Origin of the sequence: Ancylobacter sp. TS-1 (assembly GCF_009223885.1) — a bacterium.
Lineage (GTDB): Bacteria > Pseudomonadota > Alphaproteobacteria > Rhizobiales > Xanthobacteraceae > Ancylobacter.
The window spans coordinates 2153422-2170071 of record NZ_CP045144.1 but is presented as its reverse complement, the minus strand read 5'-3'; the positions used below and the strand labels follow the sequence as shown (position 1 = coordinate 2170071).

Annotated in this window: 14 protein-coding genes; 10 read left to right on the top strand and 4 right to left on the bottom strand. The window is 70.0% G+C overall.

What is annotated here, in order from left to right:
* The first annotated feature begins 119 nt into the window (after nt 1–119).
* From GBB76_RS10265 to GBB76_RS10245, 5 genes are read left to right on the top strand one after another with little or no spacing between them, the layout of a single operon-like run.
* On the top strand, nt 120–1367 hold the full coding sequence (locus GBB76_RS10265) for a branched-chain amino acid ABC transporter substrate-binding protein (protein WP_246668882.1): 1248 nt from the start codon (nt 120–122) through the stop codon (nt 1365–1367).
* Between the two features lie 11 nt (nt 1368–1378).
* The gene (locus GBB76_RS10260) at nt 1379–2548 is read left to right on the top strand and encodes a branched-chain amino acid ABC transporter permease (RefSeq protein WP_202911072.1); all 1170 of its coding nucleotides are present in this window, start codon (nt 1379–1381) and stop codon (nt 2546–2548) included.
* Nucleotides 2549–2551: 3 nt separating this feature from the next.
* Nucleotides 2552–4168, top strand: coding sequence for a branched-chain amino acid ABC transporter permease (locus GBB76_RS10255; protein WP_152303220.1), 1617 nt, complete (start codon nt 2552–2554; stop codon nt 4166–4168).
* A 1-nt stretch (nt 4169) separates the two neighbouring features.
* Nucleotides 4170–4967: an ABC transporter ATP-binding protein gene (locus GBB76_RS10250; protein WP_152303219.1), complete on the top strand. Its 798-nt coding sequence runs from the start codon at nt 4170–4172 to the stop codon at nt 4965–4967.
* On the top strand, nt 4964–5695 hold the full coding sequence (locus tag GBB76_RS10245) for an ABC transporter ATP-binding protein (RefSeq protein ID WP_152303218.1): 732 nt from the start codon (nt 4964–4966) through the stop codon (nt 5693–5695). The genes GBB76_RS10250 and GBB76_RS10245 overlap by 4 nt, the downstream gene beginning before the upstream one ends.
* A gap of 15 nt (nt 5696–5710) precedes the next feature.
* On the opposite strand, the gene GBB76_RS10240 is transcribed toward GBB76_RS10245, so the two are convergent.
* Complete coding sequence (locus GBB76_RS10240) at nt 5711–6700, bottom strand: LysR family transcriptional regulator (RefSeq protein ID WP_152303217.1); 990 nt, start codon at nt 6698–6700, stop codon at nt 5711–5713.
* Nucleotides 6701–6840: 140 nt separating this feature from the next.
* On the opposite strand from GBB76_RS10240, the gene GBB76_RS10235 reads away from it, so the two are divergent.
* The 4 genes from GBB76_RS10235 (at nt 6841) to GBB76_RS10220 (ending at nt 12030) form a co-directional block, all read left to right on the top strand.
* Nucleotides 6841–8307, top strand: a complete 1467-nt coding sequence (locus GBB76_RS10235; protein ID WP_152303216.1) for an FAD-binding oxidoreductase — start codon at nt 6841–6843, stop codon at nt 8305–8307.
* Nucleotides 8304–9734, top strand: coding sequence for an aldehyde dehydrogenase family protein (locus GBB76_RS10230; RefSeq protein WP_152303215.1), 1431 nt, complete (start codon nt 8304–8306; stop codon nt 9732–9734). Before GBB76_RS10235 ends, GBB76_RS10230 begins: the two co-directional genes overlap by 4 nt.
* Nucleotides 9735–9929: 195 nt before the next feature.
* Nucleotides 9930–10703, top strand: a complete 774-nt coding sequence (locus GBB76_RS10225; protein WP_162375563.1) for an aspartate/glutamate racemase family protein — start codon at nt 9930–9932, stop codon at nt 10701–10703.
* Nucleotides 10704–10719: 16 nt separating this feature from the next.
* Complete coding sequence (locus tag GBB76_RS10220) at nt 10720–12030, top strand: LLM class flavin-dependent oxidoreductase (RefSeq protein ID WP_152303213.1); 1311 nt, start codon at nt 10720–10722, stop codon at nt 12028–12030.
* Nucleotides 12031–12088: 58 nt separating this feature from the next.
* Here the strand turns inward: GBB76_RS10220 and GBB76_RS10215 are convergent, their stop codons facing one another.
* Together GBB76_RS10215 and speB are read right to left on the bottom strand one after the other, a co-directional pair.
* Nucleotides 12089–13027: a glyoxylate/hydroxypyruvate reductase A gene (locus GBB76_RS10215; RefSeq protein ID WP_152303212.1), complete on the bottom strand. Its 939-nt coding sequence runs from the start codon at nt 13025–13027 to the stop codon at nt 12089–12091.
* A gap of 3 nt (nt 13028–13030) precedes the next feature.
* A complete protein-coding gene (gene speB / locus GBB76_RS10210) occupies nt 13031–13984 on the bottom strand; it encodes an agmatinase (RefSeq protein WP_152303211.1) in 954 nt (317 codons plus the stop codon).
* Between the two features lie 296 nt (nt 13985–14280).
* Here speB and GBB76_RS10205 point away from each other — a divergent pair, with 296 nt between their 5' ends.
* A complete protein-coding gene (locus GBB76_RS10205; RefSeq protein WP_152303210.1) occupies nt 14281–14964 on the top strand; it encodes a DUF2848 family protein in 684 nt (227 codons plus the stop codon).
* Nucleotides 14965–14974: 10 nt separating this feature from the next.
* Here the strand turns inward: GBB76_RS10205 and GBB76_RS10200 are convergent, their stop codons facing one another.
* The gene (locus GBB76_RS10200; protein ID WP_152303209.1) at nt 14975–16645 is read right to left on the bottom strand and encodes a GMC family oxidoreductase; all 1671 of its coding nucleotides are present in this window, start codon (nt 16643–16645) and stop codon (nt 14975–14977) included.
* Nucleotides 16646–16650: the final 5 nt, after the last annotated feature.

Below are 16650 nucleotides of genomic sequence, written 5' to 3'. Positions count from 1 at the left end.
ACCGCCCTGCGCGCCGCCGGGCTCACCTCCAATTCCGTTCAACGTTACATTTGCAGCTTGCCATGTATCCCCGGCCGGGCGCGTGCCCCCATAGCTCGTCACAACATGGGGAGTGTGAAATGGCCGCTCATACGTCGTTGAAGTCCATCGCCACGGCCCTCGCCGTGACGATGTTCGCCGCGCTGCCCGCCAGCGCCGAGACCAAAGGGCCCGTCACCGACGAGAACGGCGTCGTGGTCGTGCCGGCCGGCGAGCCGCTGCAGATCGGCAGCTTCCTGTCGCTGACCGGCGCCGATGCGGCGCTCGGCATCGACGCCCGCCGTGGCGTCGAGATCGCGCTGGAGAAGATCAGCGGGACCTACAAGGGACATCCGGTCGAGATCGTCTACGAGGACGAGACCTGCAGCCCGGAAGGCGGCCAGACGGCGGCGACCCGGCTGGCCTCGAACCCCGAGCTGGTCGCGGTGCTCGGCCCGAGCTGCTCGGGCGCCGGGCGCGCCGGCGTGCCGATCCTCTGGCAGCACAAGGTTCCGGTGGTCGGCGTCGGCCCCACCTCGCCGACCCTGACCGCGCCCACGCGCGGGCCGACCTTCGACGGCTTCGTGCGCGTCTCGTTCAACGACAACGCCACCGGCAAGTTCGCCGCCGACTATGCCTTCAAGACGCTGGGCGCCAAGACGGCGGCCACGCTGCATGACGGCAGCGTCTATGGCGAGCAGGTGGTGCGCACCTTCGAGGCCGCCTTCAAGGCGGCCGGCGGCGAGATCGTCGCCAGCGAGGCGGTCGGCGCCGCCGATACCGACCTGCGCCCGGTGCTGACCCGCATCGGCACCAAGAAGCCCGCTCTGCTTTTCGCACCGCTCTATGTCTCCACCGGCGCCTATCTCGTGCGCCAGATGGGCGAGATCGCCAGCCTCAAGGATACGGAGCTTCTCGCCACCGATCCGATCCTCGCGCCGGCCTTCCTCACCGCCGCCGGCAAGGCCGCCATCGGCGTCAAGGTCGTCGGCATCGACTTCCGGCCGGAAACGCTCGGGCCCGCCTACCAGACCTTCGTCGAGACCTACAAGACGAAGTTCGGCGAGCCGCCGATCTCCAGCTTCCACGCCTATGGCTACGATGCGCTGGGCCTGCTTCTGGCGGCGGTCGACAAGGCCGCGGTGGAAAAGGACGGCACGCTCTACATCGGCAAGAAGGCGCTCAACGACGCGCTGCACGCCACCGCCGGCTATGACGGCCTGACGGGCAAGCTCAGCTGCTCGGCGCTCGGCGACTGCGCCTCGCCGGTCTATGCGGTGTGGGAGTTCACCTCCGAGCAGCCCGACAGCTACGCGCTCGGCACCAACCCGAAGCGGGTCGACAAGTGAGCGAGGACGCCATGACCCCCGGCGCGTCCCCGGCGGCCGGCGGTTCGGGAGAGATCCCGGACCGCCCTGCGGCCGGTGGCCGGGAGCATGGCGCCGGCGAGGCGGGGGCTGGTATCGGCGTCGGCATCGGTGCCGCCCTTGCCGACTGGCGCCGCCGGTCGACCTGGGTCGACATGGTGATGCTGGCGCTGCGGGTCTCGCTTCTCGTGCTGGTCTCGGCGGGGCTGCTGCTCTCGCTGGCACACAACGAGTACAGCGCCGGGGACTGGCTTTCCTTCGCCGTGTTCGGCCTGACGCTGGGCAGCATCTACGCGCTGATATCGCTCGGCTACACCATGGTCTACGGCGTGCTGCGCATGATCAACTTCGCCCATGGCGACGTGTTCATGGCCGGCGCCTTCGGCGCGCTGATCGTCGCCGATCCGCTCATCGCCACCGGCTCGCTTCTCGCCGTGCTGCTGCTGATCGCGGTGGGCGCCGCGACCTCCGCCGCGATAGCCGCGCTGGTCGAGCGCGTCGCCTACCGGCCGTTCCGCCACCGGGGCACGCTGGCCCCGCTGATCTGCGCCATCGGCGTCTCCTTCGTGCTGCAATACACCGCGCGCGGCCTCTTCGGCACCGGATCGCGGGCCTATGACGACATACCCCTGCTCGACGGCGTAGTGACGCTCGGCCCGCTGCAGGTGCCTCTCGTGCAGATCTTCGTCATCCTCGCGGCGCTGCTCGCCATGGGGGCGCTGCACCTGCTGGTCCAGCACACGCGCCTCGGCGCCTCCATGCGCGCCGTCGCCGAGGACCGCGAGACCGCCGCGCTGATGGGCATCAATGCCGACCGCGTGGTGACGCTGACCTTCCTGATCGGCGGTGTCATGGCTGGCACGGCGGGCGTGCTGTACGCGCTGGTGTTCAAGCAGATCCACGCCTTCATGGGCTTCGCCATCGGCATCAAGGGGTTTGCGGCGGCGGTGCTCGGCGGCATCGGCAACATTCCCGGCGCCATGGTCGGGGGCTTCGTGCTCGGCCTTGCCGAGAGCTTCGGCCCGGCGGCGCTGCTGTCCGGCTTCGGCATTCCCGCGCCCTACCAGCTCAAGGACGCCATCGCCTACGGACTGCTCGTGATCATCCTGATCTTCCGCCCGCAGGGCATCTTCGGCGAGCGCCTCGCCGTCAAGCGGATGTAGCCGATGATGGCCCCGGACATGCGCGGCGCGGCGCCGCAAAGCCTCGTTCTCAAGGCCGGCATCGTCGGCGGGCTGGTCGGCGTCTATGTGGTGGCGGTCGGCGTCTTCGCCGCCTTTGCCGCGCGCCCGGTCGTCGCGCAGTCCGTCTCGCTCGGCCAGATCATGCTGCTGTCGATCGCCCTGGCGGTCGGCTGGTCGGCGGCCGATCCCCGTCAGGGCCGTTCCCGACGGCTGGCGATGGCGGCCGCGGCCGGCGTCCTCGCCGGCCTCGTCTATGCCGGCGCGCTGCTGGTCGCCCGCGAGGCGAAGCTGCAGGCGATGTTCGTCGCCCTCAGCCCGGCGGCGCTGAACACCGGCCTGTTCGGCAAGGCCGGCATGGCCGCGCTCGCGGCGGCGGCGATCATCGCGGGGCTGTCGGCCCTTGCCGGGGGGCTCGCGCGGCAGATGCCGGCGCCGGCGCGGCGGACGCTGCTCGCGGTCGGCGTCGCCATCCTGATCGGCGCACTGCTGCGCGATCTCTGGATCAGCTTCTTCTCGAACCTGCTGGGCGGGCGCTGGTGGGTTTCCACCATCTATGCCGGCAACGGGCTGAGCTGGATCGGCACGGCGGTGGCGGTGGCGGTCGGCCTCGCCTGGCAGGCGTTCCGCACCCTCGGGCGCCGCGAGGCCGGCAAGCAGCGCACCTCGCTGGCGGGTCTCGTCCTGCTTCTCGCCGCCGCGATCCTCATTCCCTACTTCACCAACGCCTTCGTGGCGCAGGTGATGCTGCTGGTCGGCCTCTATGCGCTGATGGGCACCGGGCTCAATATCGAGCTTGGTCTCGCCGGGCTGCTCGATCTCGGCTTCGTCGCCTTCTTCGCCATCGGGGCCTATGTGACGGCCCTGCTCACCGCCGATTCCCCGCTCGCCATCGCCCAGCTTTCCTTCTGGGAGGCGCTGCCGATCGCCACGCTCTGCGCGGCGGCGGGCGGCTTCGTCTTCGGTCTACCGGTGCTGCGCGTGCGCGGCGACTATCTGGCGCTGGCGACGCTGGGGCTGGGCGAGATCGTCCGCCTGCTGGTCGTCTCCGACATGAGCGCGCCTTTCATCGGCGGCGCGCAGGGCATTGTCGGCATTCCCCGCCCGGAACTGGCCGGGGCGCCGATGGTCTCGCAGCTCAGCCTCTATTACCTCACGCTGGCGCTGACCTGCCTCGTCGCGCTCGCCGGCTGGCGGTTGCAGCACTCGCCGATCGGAAGGGCGTGGGCGGCGGCGCGCGAGGACGAGGATGTCGCCGCCACGCTCGGCATCGACCTCGTGCAGAGCAAGCTGCGCGCCTATGTGCTGGGGGCCGCTTTCGCCGGTGTGGCGGGTGCGCTGTTCGCCACCACGCTCGGCTCGATCTTTCCGCAGAGCTTCAAGCTCGACGTGTCCATCAACGTGCTGGCGCTGCTGGTGGTGGGCGGGCTCGGCAGCCTGCCGGGCGTGTTCGTCGGCAGCCTGATCCTGATCGGCCTGCCGGAATTCCTGCGCGAGTTCGGCGAGTACCGCTACCTGTTCTACGGCTTCCTGCTCATCCTGGTGATGCGGGTGCGCCCGCAGGGCCTGTGGCCGGATCCGCTGCAGGCGAGGAGCAGCTGAGATGCTGGCGTTGAACGACGTGTCGATCCGCTTTGGCGGCGTGCAGGCGCTCTCCGGCGTGTCCTTCAAGGTGGCGGACGGCGCCATTCACAGCGTCATCGGCCCCAACGGGGCGGGCAAGACGACCCTGTTCAACGCCATCACCGGCGTCGCGCGGCTCTCCTCGGGAACGGTGAGCCTCGCCGGCGCGCGCATCGATGGCCAGCCCCCGCATGTGATCGCGCGGCAGGGCATCGCCCGCACCTTCCAGAATGTGCGGTTGTTCGGCTCGATCAGCGTCCTCGACAACGTGCTGGTGGCGGAGGAGGCGCGGCCCGGCATCGTCCACGGCCTTCTGGCCACGCTCGCCTGCCTGCCCGCCGCGCGCCGCGCCGAGCGGGCGGCGCGGGAGGAGGCGATGCGCCTGCTGGGCGATGTGGGACTCGCGGCGCAGGCCGAGCGGGCCGCGCGCACGCTGTCCTATGGCGACCAGCGCCGGCTGGAAATCGCTCGTGCGCTGGCGACGCGGCCGAAACTGCTGATGCTCGACGAGCCGGCCGCCGGCATGAATCCGCAGGAAATGGCGCGGCTGACCGAATTCATCGCCGACCTGCCCCGGCGCTTCGGCGTCACCATCCTGCTGATCGAGCATCAGATGCGCCTCGTCATGGGAATCTCCGACCGCGTTACCGTGCTCGAATATGGGCGGTGCATCGTCGACGGCTCGCCTGACGAGGTACGCGCCAATCCCGAGGTGCTGCGCGCCTATCTCGGCGGGCGCACCGCCGCGCGGGCGCTCGGGCTGGAGGCCGCGCCATGATCTCCGCTTCGACCGCCCCGCCGCTGCTGTCGGTTCGCGACGTGGATGTCCATTACGGGCAGATCTGCGCGGTGCGCGCCGCCTCACTCGAGGTCGCCGCGGGCGAGGTGGTGACGCTGATCGGTGCCAATGGCGCGGGAAAGAGCAGCCTCATCAATGCGATATGCCGGCTGCGCGACTGCGGGCGCGGGCATGTCGCCTTTCGCGGCAGCGACATCGGCGCCCGGCGCGCCGACGAATTGCCCGGCCTCGGGCTGGTGCAGGTACCGGAGGGACGGCGCGTCTTCGGGCGGCTGACCGTCATGGAAAACCTGCGCCTCGGCGCCTTCTGCCGGACGGCGCCCCGCAAGGAGCTCGAGGCCGAGCTCGATGCGGTGCTCACGCTGTTTCCGCGCCTTGCCGAGCGGCGCGAGCAGGCGGCCGGCACGCTGTCGGGCGGCGAGCAGCAGATGCTCGCCATCGGGCGCGGGCTGATGGCCAGGCCGGCGATGCTGCTGCTGGACGAGCCCAGCATGGGTCTCGCCCCGCGCATCATCGACGTGATCTACGGCGCCATCGCCGCCATCGCCGCCAGGGGCGTGTCGCTGCTGATCGTCGAGCAGAACGCCTTCCTCGCGCTGGAACTGGCCCAGCGCGCCTATGTGATGGAGGCCGGCGCGATCACCCTGTCCGGGCCGGCGGCGGCCCTCATGGATGACGAGCGCATCCGTGCGGCCTATCTCGGCTGACCGGCCTTGCCGGCCTCAGTTCATCACCGGGGCATAGTCGTGGCGGTTGCGGCGGGGCTGCCAGGAGGCGAGCGCCGGCAGTTCCGGCTCGCTCTTCTTGCGGCCGGTGGTGCCGACGGCGGCGTAAAGGTCCTGGATGAAGGCCTTGAGCGTCGGCGTGGTGCGCACGCCCTTGCGGGTGGCGAGCTGGAAGCGCACGGCGTAGGAGGTCTCGTCGACGAGGAGGGGGCGCAGCCGCCCCTTGTCGACCCAGTTCCGTGCGTAATGCATGGGCAGGAAGGCGAGATAGGCGCCGGAAAGCACCAGCATGAGCTGGGCCTCCATCTGCTCGACCGATGCCGAGGTCTTCATCAGCCCGATCCGCTCCAGATCCTGGTTGCACCAGTAGGAGCGGCTGGCGAAGGGGTGCTCGCGGATGATGTCCACCGTCAGCTCGGCATCGTCCCGGCCGAACAGCGGGTGGCCCTCGCCGCAATAGAGCGCGCTCGATTCGGTGTAGAGGTTCTGGTAGCGCAGGTTCGGCAGCCGCGGCACGAAACCGAATATGGCGAGGTCGATGCTGCGGTCGACCACCTGCCGCTGCAGGGCGGGCGGGCTGTCGACCGCCAGCTTGATGCTGACATTGTTCGGCCGCTTGGAGAAGCGGCGCAACGCCTCGGCGATCGGCGAATGCGGATCGGTGACGGTGTTGTCGACGACCCCGATGCGCAGGCCGCCGGTCAGCATGCCATGGAGCGATTCGGTCTCGCTGGAGAACTCGTCGAGTGCCGCGAACAGCCGCAGCGCCGCCTCGTAGACGACGCGTCCGTGGTCGGTCAGCTCGAAGCCGCTGCGTCCGCGCTGACACAGCTTGGAGCGCAGCCGCTCCTCCAGCGCGATCATGTGGTTGCTGATGGTCGACTGGCTGATGTTCAGTTCCGCCTGCGCCGCCGAGAATCCGTTGCAATCCACAATCGTGGTGAACACGCGCAGCAGTCGGAGATCGACATTCGCGATATTGACCATGTCCGTCCTCCGCAATCGCGAGACCCGCCGAGGCGGGCCGCGCGGGCCAGTGTGTGCCCCTTGAGGAAAATGGAAAGCAAAGTTGGGACCATCCCGGCGCCGGATGCGCGCCGGGGCGGTCCGGCGAGGGAGAATGTGGAATGTCCGTTTCCGACCTGATGCAGCGCCTGCACGCGATTCTCGGCGATGCCGGCATGCTGACCGATGCCGGGCGGCTCGCCCCCTATCTCGTCGATCACCGCGATCTCGTGCGCGGGCGCGCCCCGGCGGTGCTGCGCCCGTCCAGCACCGAGCAGGTGATGGCGATCATGCGCCTCGCCAGCGCGCACCGCGTCGGCATCGTGCCGCAGGCCGGCAACACCAGCTACTGCGCCGGCGCCACGCCGGACGCCTCGGGCGAGCAGTTCGTGCTGAGCCTGGAGCGGCTCGACAAGGTGCGCGCCGTCGATCCCCTCGATGCCGCGCTGTCGGTCGATGCGGGGGTGATCCTCAAACACGCGCAGGAGGCAGCGGAGGCGGCCGGGCTCTATCTCCCGCTGAGCCTAGGCTCCGAGGGAAGCTGCTGCATCGGCGGCGTCATCGGCACCAATGCCGGCGGCCTGTCGGTCCTGCGCTACGGCATGACACGCGACCTCGTTCTCGGGCTGGAAGTGGTGCTGCCCGACGGCACGCTGGTCAACGACATGAAGAAGCTGCGCAAGAACAACACCGGTTACGACATCCGGCAGAACTTCATCGGCGCGGAGGGCTCGCTCGGCATCGTCACCGGCGCGGTGCTCAAGCTGATCCCGATTCCGGCACGGCGGGCGACCGCCTGGGTCGAGCTGGCGCCCGGCGTGCCGCTCGCCGACATGCTGGCGCTGGTGCGGCGGGAGACCAGCGATCTCGTCTCTTCCTTCGAGTTCATCACCGCTCGCTCGCTCGCGCTGGTCGCGGGCAATGACGGGCGCCTGAAGAGCGGCTCGGGCGGCGTGATCCTCGTCGAGCTGTCCTCCTCCTCGCGCCATCTGCCGATCGGGGACGTGCTGGAGGGCGCGATGGGCGAGGTGGTGGAGGCCGGCTGGGCGGAGGACGTCATCATCGCCCAGACCGAAGCGCAGCGGGCGCAGATGTGGCGGATCCGCGAGACGATCCCGGAAGGCGAAAAGCACTTCGGCGGCTCGGTGAAGCACGACATTTCGGTGCCGCTGGGCTCGACGGTCGCTTTTCTCGCGCGCGGTGGCACCCTCGTGGCGGCCTATGATCCGGCGCTGGAACTCTCGGTCTATGGCCATGTCGGCGACGGCAACCTGCACTACAACGTGCTCGTGCCGCCCGGCGAGGACCGGCTCGCCTTCACCGACCGGATCGGGCGCGAGCTTGCGCCGGCCCTGTACGACCTTGCCGTCGGCATGGGCGGCACCTTCAGCGCCGAACACGGCGTCGGCCGCCTGAAGAGGGGGCTGCTGCAGCACTATGCCGATCCGGGGCGCTACCGCGTGCTGCGGGGGATCAAGGGCCTGTTCGATCCGCTCGGCGTGATGAATCCCGGTGTCATGGTCGACCCCTCCCTCGGCCTGCCAGACTGCGACCTTCCCGTCCCACCGCCCATCAGGAGACTGCTATGATCAATGCCGAACGCTTCTACATCGACGGGGCCTGGGTCGAGCCGCTCTCGGCCGGGCGGCTGGAGGTGATCGACCCGGCAACCGAGGCGCCGTTCCTGACCATCGCGCTCGGCAGCGTCGCCGATGTCGACCGGGCGGTGGCGGCGGCGCGGCGGGCCTTCCCGGCCTATGCGCAGACCGGCTTCGCCGAGCGCCGCGAACTGCTGGAGGCCATCGCCGCCGTCTATGAGCGCCGGCTCGACGAGATGGCGGGGCTGATCACCCGCGAGATGGGCGCGCCGGCGGCCTTCGCGCGCGACGCGCAGGCTGCCTCGGGGCTGTTCCATCTCCAGCGCGCGATCGAGGTGCTGCGGGACCTCGACGTCGAGGAGACCATCAACGACGCTCTCGTCACCCGCGAGCCGATCGGCGTGTGCGGGCTGATCACGCCGTGGAACTGGCCGGTGAACCAGATCGTGTGCAAGGTCGCCCCGGCGCTGGCCTCGGGCTGCACCATGGTGCTGAAGCCGAGCGAGGTGGCGCCCGCCTCCGGCCTGCTCTTCGCCGAGATCCTGCACGAGGCCGGCGTGCCGGCCGGCGTGTTCAACCTGGTGAACGGCGACGGGCCGACGGTCGGCCAGCGCCTCGCCAACCATCCCGAGATCGACATGGTGTCCTTCACCGGCTCCACCCGCGCCGGCATCGCGGTGGCGAAGGCGGCGGCCGACACGGTGAAGCGGGTGAGCCAGGAACTCGGCGGCAAGTCGCCCAACATCATTCTCGACGATGCCGATTTCGAGCGTGCGGTGACGAACGGCGTCGCCAACTGCTTCAGCAATTCCGGCCAGTCCTGCAACGCGCCCACGCGCCTGCTGGTGCCGGCGGCGCGCTATGAGGAGGCGCTCGCCCATGCCCGCCGCGTCGCCGAGGCGACCGTCGTCGGGGCGCCGGAGGATCCCTCCACGGTCATCGGTCCGGTGGTGAGCGCGGTGCAGTTCGACAAGATCCAGCGGCTGATCGAGGCCGGCATCGCCGAGGGCGCGCGGCTGGTCGCCGGCGGTCCGGGCCGTCCCGAGGGACTGGCGGCGGGCTATTATGTCCGCCCGACCGTGTTCGCCGGTGTCACCAACGACATGAGCGTCGCCCGCGAGGAGATCTTCGGGCCGGTCGTCGCCATCCTCGCCTATGAGGACGAGGAGGAGGCGATCGCCATCGCCAACGACACGGTGTACGGCCTCGCGGCCTATGTCAGCTCCTCGGACCGGGAACGCGCGCGGCGCGTCGCCCGCCGGCTGCGCGCCGGCACGGTGCATATCAACGACGCCCCCGAGGACGTCGCCGTGCCCTTCGGCGGCTACAAGCAGTCGGGCAACGGGCGCGAATGCGGGCGCTACGGCTTCGACGAGTATCTCGAGGTCAAGGCGATGCTGGGCTATCACACCGCCTGAGCCCCGCCGGGCCGGCGTTGTCCGCACCCGGAGATTCGACATGGATCCCCGGGGCCACGCCCCGGGGATGAGGACCGGAGGGCGCAGCCGTCGCCCTCCTTGGTCCGCCCCGGGCCAAACTTTAGATTTGCGTTGATGCATTCGTCGCCGGCGCCCTCCTGCCTACTCTTCCCGCGACAAAGGGAGGAGGACGGCATGAGCAGCGAAGAACGATCCGGCCCATCGTGGTCGCGCCTGCCCGCCGGCCTCGCCCCCGGCGACGGGCTGTCGGTCGGCATGATCGCGCTGGCACCCGACCGGGTCGGGGTGCGGGACTTCGAGGCCTTCCTCGCCCCGGTGCCGGATGTGGCGGTCTTCGCCACCCGCGTGCCGATGGCGGATGTGGTGACGCCGGATTCGCTCGCCGCGATGCGCGAGCATCTTGCCGAGGCGGCCGCCCGCCTCGTGCCCGGCTCGCCGCTCGCCGCCATCGCCTTCAGCTGCACCTCGGGGACGGCCGCCATCGGCATCGAGGCGGTGCGCGCCGCGATCGGCGAGGCCCGGCCGGGCGTTCCCGTCCACACGCCGATCGAGGCCGGCGCGAAGGCGCTCGAGGCCCTCGGCGCCCGGCGCATCGCCCTGCTGGCGCCCTATCTGGAGGCCACCGGCGGGCTGATCGCCGACTATTTCGAGGCGCAGGGCATCGAGGTGCTCAGCCGCGCGACCTTCGCCCTCGACGGCGACCGGCAGATGAACCGCGTCACGCCCGCCTGCCTGATCGAGGCGGGGCGGGGATGCATCGCCGCGACGCCCGGGGCGCAGGCGCTGTTCATCTCCTGCACCGGCCTCGCCACGGCGCAGGTGGTCCAGTCCATCGAGGATGCGACGGGCCTGCCCGTCGTCACCAGCAACCAGGCGCTGGCATGGGACGTGCTGCGCGGCTGCGGCGACATGACGAAGATCGAAGGGCGCGGACGGCTGTTCCGCTAGGCGTATGGGAAACCCAATGACACGGCAGATGCACCTCGTGGCCTTCCTGCTCGCGGGGCCGACGGCTCACCACCACGGCATGTGGCGCCACCCGGAGACGCTGAACGCCTTCCTCGATCCGCAGAGCTACGAGCATGTGGCGCGCGTGCTGGAGCAGGGCTGCTTCGACGGGCTGTTCTTCGCCGACGTGCAGGGCCTCTACAATTACTACAACGGCAGCCACGACACGGTGGTCGAGAAGGGGGGGCAGATGGCGCTGCTCGATCCGGTGCCGCTGCTGTCGGTGATGTCGCGCGTCACCAGCCACATCGGCCTCGGCGCCACCCTGTCGACCTCGCTGCTCAACCCCTACCAGATCGCCCGCACCCTCGCGACGCTCGACCATCTCAGCGGCGGGCGGGTGGCGTGGAACGTGGTGACGTCGTCGAGCGGCATCGAGGCGCGCAATTTCGGCCTCGACGGGCTGCCGCCGCGCAATGAGCGCTACGACCGCGCCGACGAGGTGGTCGAGGCCTGCATGGCGCTGTGGAACTCGTGGGAGGCCGACGCGCTCATCGTCGACAAGGCATCGGGCACCTTCGCCGACCCGTCCAAGGTGCGTGCCGTCAATTATCAGGGAAAGTGGAGCCGCACCGTCGGCCCGCTCACCGTGCCGCGCTCTCCGCAGGGCAATCCGGTCATCATGCAGGCCGGCTCCTCGGATCGCGGGCGCGAATTCGCGGCGCGCTGGTCGGAGGTCATCTTCACCCTCCAGCACGACGTGGAAGGCATGCAGGCCTTCTACAACGACGTGAAGGGGCGCATGGCCAAATATGGCCGGGCGCCGGAGGAATGCGCCATCCTCACCTCGGTCGACCCGATCGTCGGCGAGACCGAATCCATCGCCCGCGAGAAGCAGGCCTATATCAACGATCTCGTCGACGCCGAGCTCGGCATGGCGCTGGTCTCCTACCATCTCGGCGTCGACCTCTCGCGCTATCCCGCCGACCAGCCGCTCGACGACATCCAGATGGAGGAGGGCTCGCGCGGCTCCTTCGACGTGCTGGTGCGGGCGACCAAGGCGGAGGGGCTGACGCTCGGCGAGGCCGCCCGGCGCTTCGCCACCTCGGAACTGTGCCCGCAGGTGGTGGGCACGCCGGAAAGCGTCGCCGACCAGCTCCAGTCCTATTTCGAGGCGAAGGGCTGCGACGGCTTCATCCTGACGCCGACGACCTTCCCCGGCAGCTTCGAGACCTTCGCCCGCAGCGTGGTGCCGATCCTTCAGGAGCGCGGCATTTTCCGCCGCGCCTATACCGGCCGGACGCTGCGGGAGAATCTGCGCAGCTGACACGACGCGAAACGGCAGGCGCGCCGCGCCTGCCGCTTACGTCCCCGTCGGTGGGCTCTCAGTACCCGACGGAAAGGTCGACCCGGCCGACCGGCTCCTCGCCGCGCTCGAAGCGGTTGAAGCTGCCGATGATGGCGCTCTCCGCCGCCGTGCTGACCGGCTGGGCGGCGATGTGCGGCGTGACGAACACGCGCGGATGCCGCCAGAGCGGGCTTTCGGCCGGCAGCGGCTCGCTGGGGAAGACGTCGAGCATGGCCCAGTCGAGCCGGCCGGCATCGAGCGCGGCGACGAGATCGGCTTCGACGAGATGGCCGCCCCGGCCCAGATGCACCAGCGCCCCGCCGCCCGGCAGGCGATCGAACAGCTTCGCACCGAGAATGCCGCGCGTTTCGTCGGTGAGCGGCAGGATGTTCACCAGCACCTCGGCGCGGGCGAGGAAGGCGTCGAGCCCGGCCTCGCCGACGAAGCTCTCCACGCCGGCGATCTGCTTGGGCGTGCGGCTCCAGCCGATGACGTTGAAGCCGAGCGCGACGAGCTTGGCCGCGATGTCGGAGCCGAACACGCCCAGCCCCATCACGCCGACCGTGCGCTGCGAGGGATGGATCGCCTCCAGCATGCGCCATTCGCCGCGCGCCTGCTGCTCGCCATAGCGCCCCATCTGGCGGTGCCAGTGCAGCACGCCATAGAGCGCGTATTCCGTCATCTGCTCGCGCAGGCCCCCATCGACGAGGCGGAACAGCGGCTTCTCGCGGGGAAAGGCGGGGTCGCGGATGATCTGGTCGATGCCGGCGCCGAGCGAGAACACCGCCTTGAGGTTCGGCAGCGAGGCCAGCACGCCGTCGGGAATGCGCCAGACCAGCGCATGGGTGATGTCGGCGGGATCGCCGAGATCGGGGAAGACGCGGAAGGCGACGTCCGGCCGCTCGCGGGCGAACAGCGCCTGCCACGGCGCGGGATCGTCGATATTGGAGGCGAAGAGCAGCGTGGGGCCGGCCATGATTCAGTTCCTTCTCTCGACGCCGGGCAGCACGCAGAGCAGTTCGAAAAGCAGGTTCGCTGCCGTCAGCGCCGTATTACCCGAGGTGTCGTAGGGCGGCGAGACCTCGACGAGGTCGCAGCCGACAATATCGAGGCCCCAGCAGCCGCGGATGATCTCGAGCGCCTGCATGCTGGTGAGCCCGCCGATCTCCGGCGTGCCGGTGCCCTGCGCATAGGCGGGGTCGAGCGAGTCGATGTCGAAGGAGATGTAGACCGGCCCGGCGCCCAGATGCGCCCGCACCTCGTCCATCAGCGGCACGAGGGAACGGTGCCACAGCTCGTTGGCCGGAAACACCCGGAAGCCCTGGTCGCGCGGCCAGTCGAACTCGTCGGCGGAATAGCCGCTTCCCCGCAGGCCGATCTGCACCGTGCGGTGGGGGTCGATCAGCTTCTCTTCCACCGCGCGGCGGAAGGGGGTGCCGTGGGCGATCTTCTCGCCCGACATGGTGTCGTTGATGTCGGCATGGGCGTCGACATGAACGAGGCCCACCGGGCCGTGCTTCTTCGCCATGGCGCGCAGGATCGGCAGCACCATGGTGTGGTCGCCGCCGAGCGACAGCGGCTTGCAGCCATGGGCGAGGATGGCGGCAATGCCGGCCTCGATCGCATCGACCGATTTGAGCAGGCTGTAGGGGTTGGTCGGGATGTCGCCGACATCGGCGATGTTGAGCGAATCGAAGGGCGCGGCGCGGGTGGCCATGTTGTAGGGGCGGATCAGCACCGATTCCGACCGGATCTGGCGCGGCCCGAAACGGGTACCGCTGCGGTTGCCGGTGCCGATGTCGAGCGGCACGCCGACGAAGCAGGCGTCGAGCCCGGCGGCGTCCTTGACATGCGGCAGCCGCATCATGGTCGCGATGCCGCCGAAGCGCGGCATGTCGTTGCCGCTTAGCGGCTGGTGGAAGGCTTCACTCATGCTGGCACCCGGTAAGAACTGTCTCGATGAGGCCGGCGGGCCTCGCGATGCGTGGATTCCGCCTTTCCCGTGTCGCAGCCAGTGTCGGAGGGCGATGCATTCGCTTCAACGCGCGCTTGCCCATCCATACTCGGAGCCGCGTCAATGTGACGGCGGTCGGGGCCGCCCGGCTGCCGCGCTTGCATTCGCCTTCCTCAAGCTAAGGATTGCAAAGTCGCGGTGGTTGGCGCGGCGGCAGCTTCCTAGCGTCGGTACCCTTCGGGCCCTCCGGCCGGAAGCCGCCACAGGAAGCCAACATGACCGTCTCCCTTTCGTTCGACACGCCCGAAGGCCCGCTCGCGGCGACCGTCAGCCGCGTTCTCGCCGCCGGCTATACCGGGCGCACGCGCCATCTGGTCGAAGCGCATATCGAGGAGCTGAAGGCGCTCGGCATCGGCGTGCCGCCGCATATCCCGATGCTGTTCCCGATCATTCCCGGCCTGCTGTCGCAGTCCGGCGTGACGCAGGTGCTCGGCCTCGACACCTCGCCCGAGGTGGAGTTCGTCGTGTTCCACCAGGACGGGCGCGACTACGTGACCGTGGGCAGCGACCAGACCGATTCGGTGATGGAGGCGCAGAACGCCGCCATCGCCAAGAACATGTGCCTGAAGTCCGTCGCCACCGAGGCGTGGGCGCTGGAGCCGCTCCTGGGCCATTGGGATGAGCTGGAGCTGACGCTCACCTGCGAGGGCGTGGTGATGCAGCATGGCGCGCTCGGGCAGATGATGACGCCGGCGCAGCTTCAGGAGTTCGTCGCCGGGCATGACGGGCCGCAGCATGAGGGGCGGATGATCTTCTCCGGCACGATGGAGATGCACGGGCGCTGCCCGCGCGCCTCGGTGGAGATGGTGATCACGCTGCACGATCCCGTGCTCGCGCGCTCGATCGTGCACCGCTTCCGGGTCGAGCCCATGCTGGAAATCTTCCCGCCCAAGGGCTGAGGCGCGAGGGTCAGAGCCGCACGCCCAGCGCCCCGGCGGCGCCGGGCGTCGGCTCGGTGCGTGCGGGCGCCACCGCCGGCCGGCCGAGGATGAGGTCGGCGCCCTTCTCGCCGATCATGATCGCGGGCGCGTTGGTGTTGCCGCCGACGAGGCGCGGCATGATGGAGGCGTCGACGACGCGCAGCCCCTCGATGCCGCGCACGCGCAATTCCGGGTCCACCACGGCGCCGTCGTCCGAACCCATGCGGCAGGTGCCGGCCGGGTGGTAGTGCGAGGCGGAGCTGGCGCGCAGGTGCCGCTCCAGCGCCTCGTCCCCGACCATGGTGTCGCCGGGCGAGACCTCGCGCCCGCGCAGCCCGTCAAAGGCGCTCTGGGCATGGATCTCGCGCGCCATTTTCAGGCCGGCGAGGTTGAGCCGCCGGTCGTCGGCGTCGGCGAGGTAATTGTGCAGGATCGCCGGCGGCGCCAGCGGATCGGCCGAGCGCAGGAAGACCCTTCCGCGCGAGCGCGGGCGTAGCAGCGCCCAGTGGATGCTGTAGCCGTGGAAGGCGGGCCGGAACAGGTCCTGGCTTTCGGGATCGAGCGCGACCGGGAACATGTAGAACTGGAGATCGGGGCGTTCGAGCTCCGGCGCGCTCTTCAGGAAGGCCTGCGCGTTCATCGGGAAGACGGCGAGCGGCCCGCGCCGCAGCAGGGCCAGTTCGGCGACCGCCAGCGCCGCACGCGGCTTGCTGAGCAGGCTGTAATAGGTGATCGGCCGCAGGCATTCGTGCTGGACGAAGCCGCCGAAATGGTCCTGTAGGTCACGTCCGACGCCCGGCAGGTCGTGGCGCACGGCGATGCCGGCCTGCCGCAGCTCGTCGGCCGGGCCGATGCCCGACAGTAACAGCAGGTGCGGCGACTGGTAGGCGCCGGCGGCGAGGATCACCTCCCGTTCGGCCCGCACTTCGACAACCTGCCCGCCACGGACATAGGCGACGCCCGTGCAGCGCCTGCCCTCCAGCGTCAGGCCGGTGACGTGGGCGCCGGTGACGATGTCGAGGTTGGGTCGCCGCGCGGCGGGGTGGAGATAGGCGTTGGCCGCCGAGCAGCGCAGCGGAAAGCCGTGCAGATGGGTGTATTGCGACCAGCCGAAGCCTTCCTGCGACGAGCCGTTATGGTCCGGGTTGAAAGGGTGGCCGAGCGCGCGGCCCGCCGCGATGAAGGCCTCATAGAGCGGGTTGGCATAGCGGCCGAAGGCGGTCTTTAGCGGCCCTGCCTTGCCCCGGAAGGCCGGGTCGCCGCCGGGCTTCCAGTCCTCCGAGCGCCGGAAATAGGGCAGCACCTCGGCGAAGGACCAGCCGGTGGCGCCGAGCGCCGCCCATTCGTCATAGTCGCGCCGGTGGCCGCGCACATAGAGCTGGCCGTTGATCGAGGAGGAGCCGCCGAGCACCTTGCCGCGCGGCACCTTGAGGCGCAGCCCGTCGAGCGCCGGCTCGGGCTCGCTGTCGAACTTCCAGTCGAGCGCGCTGCCGACGGTGAACACCTCGCCGGTGGGAAAGCGGATGACCGGGTTCCAGTCGCGCCCGCCCGCTTCCAGCAGCAGCACCCTGACCGACGGATCGGCGCTGAGGCGGTTCGCCAGCACGCAGCCGGCCGAGCCGGCGCCGACGATCACATAGTCGAAGGCGCGGGCGGGCATGGCGG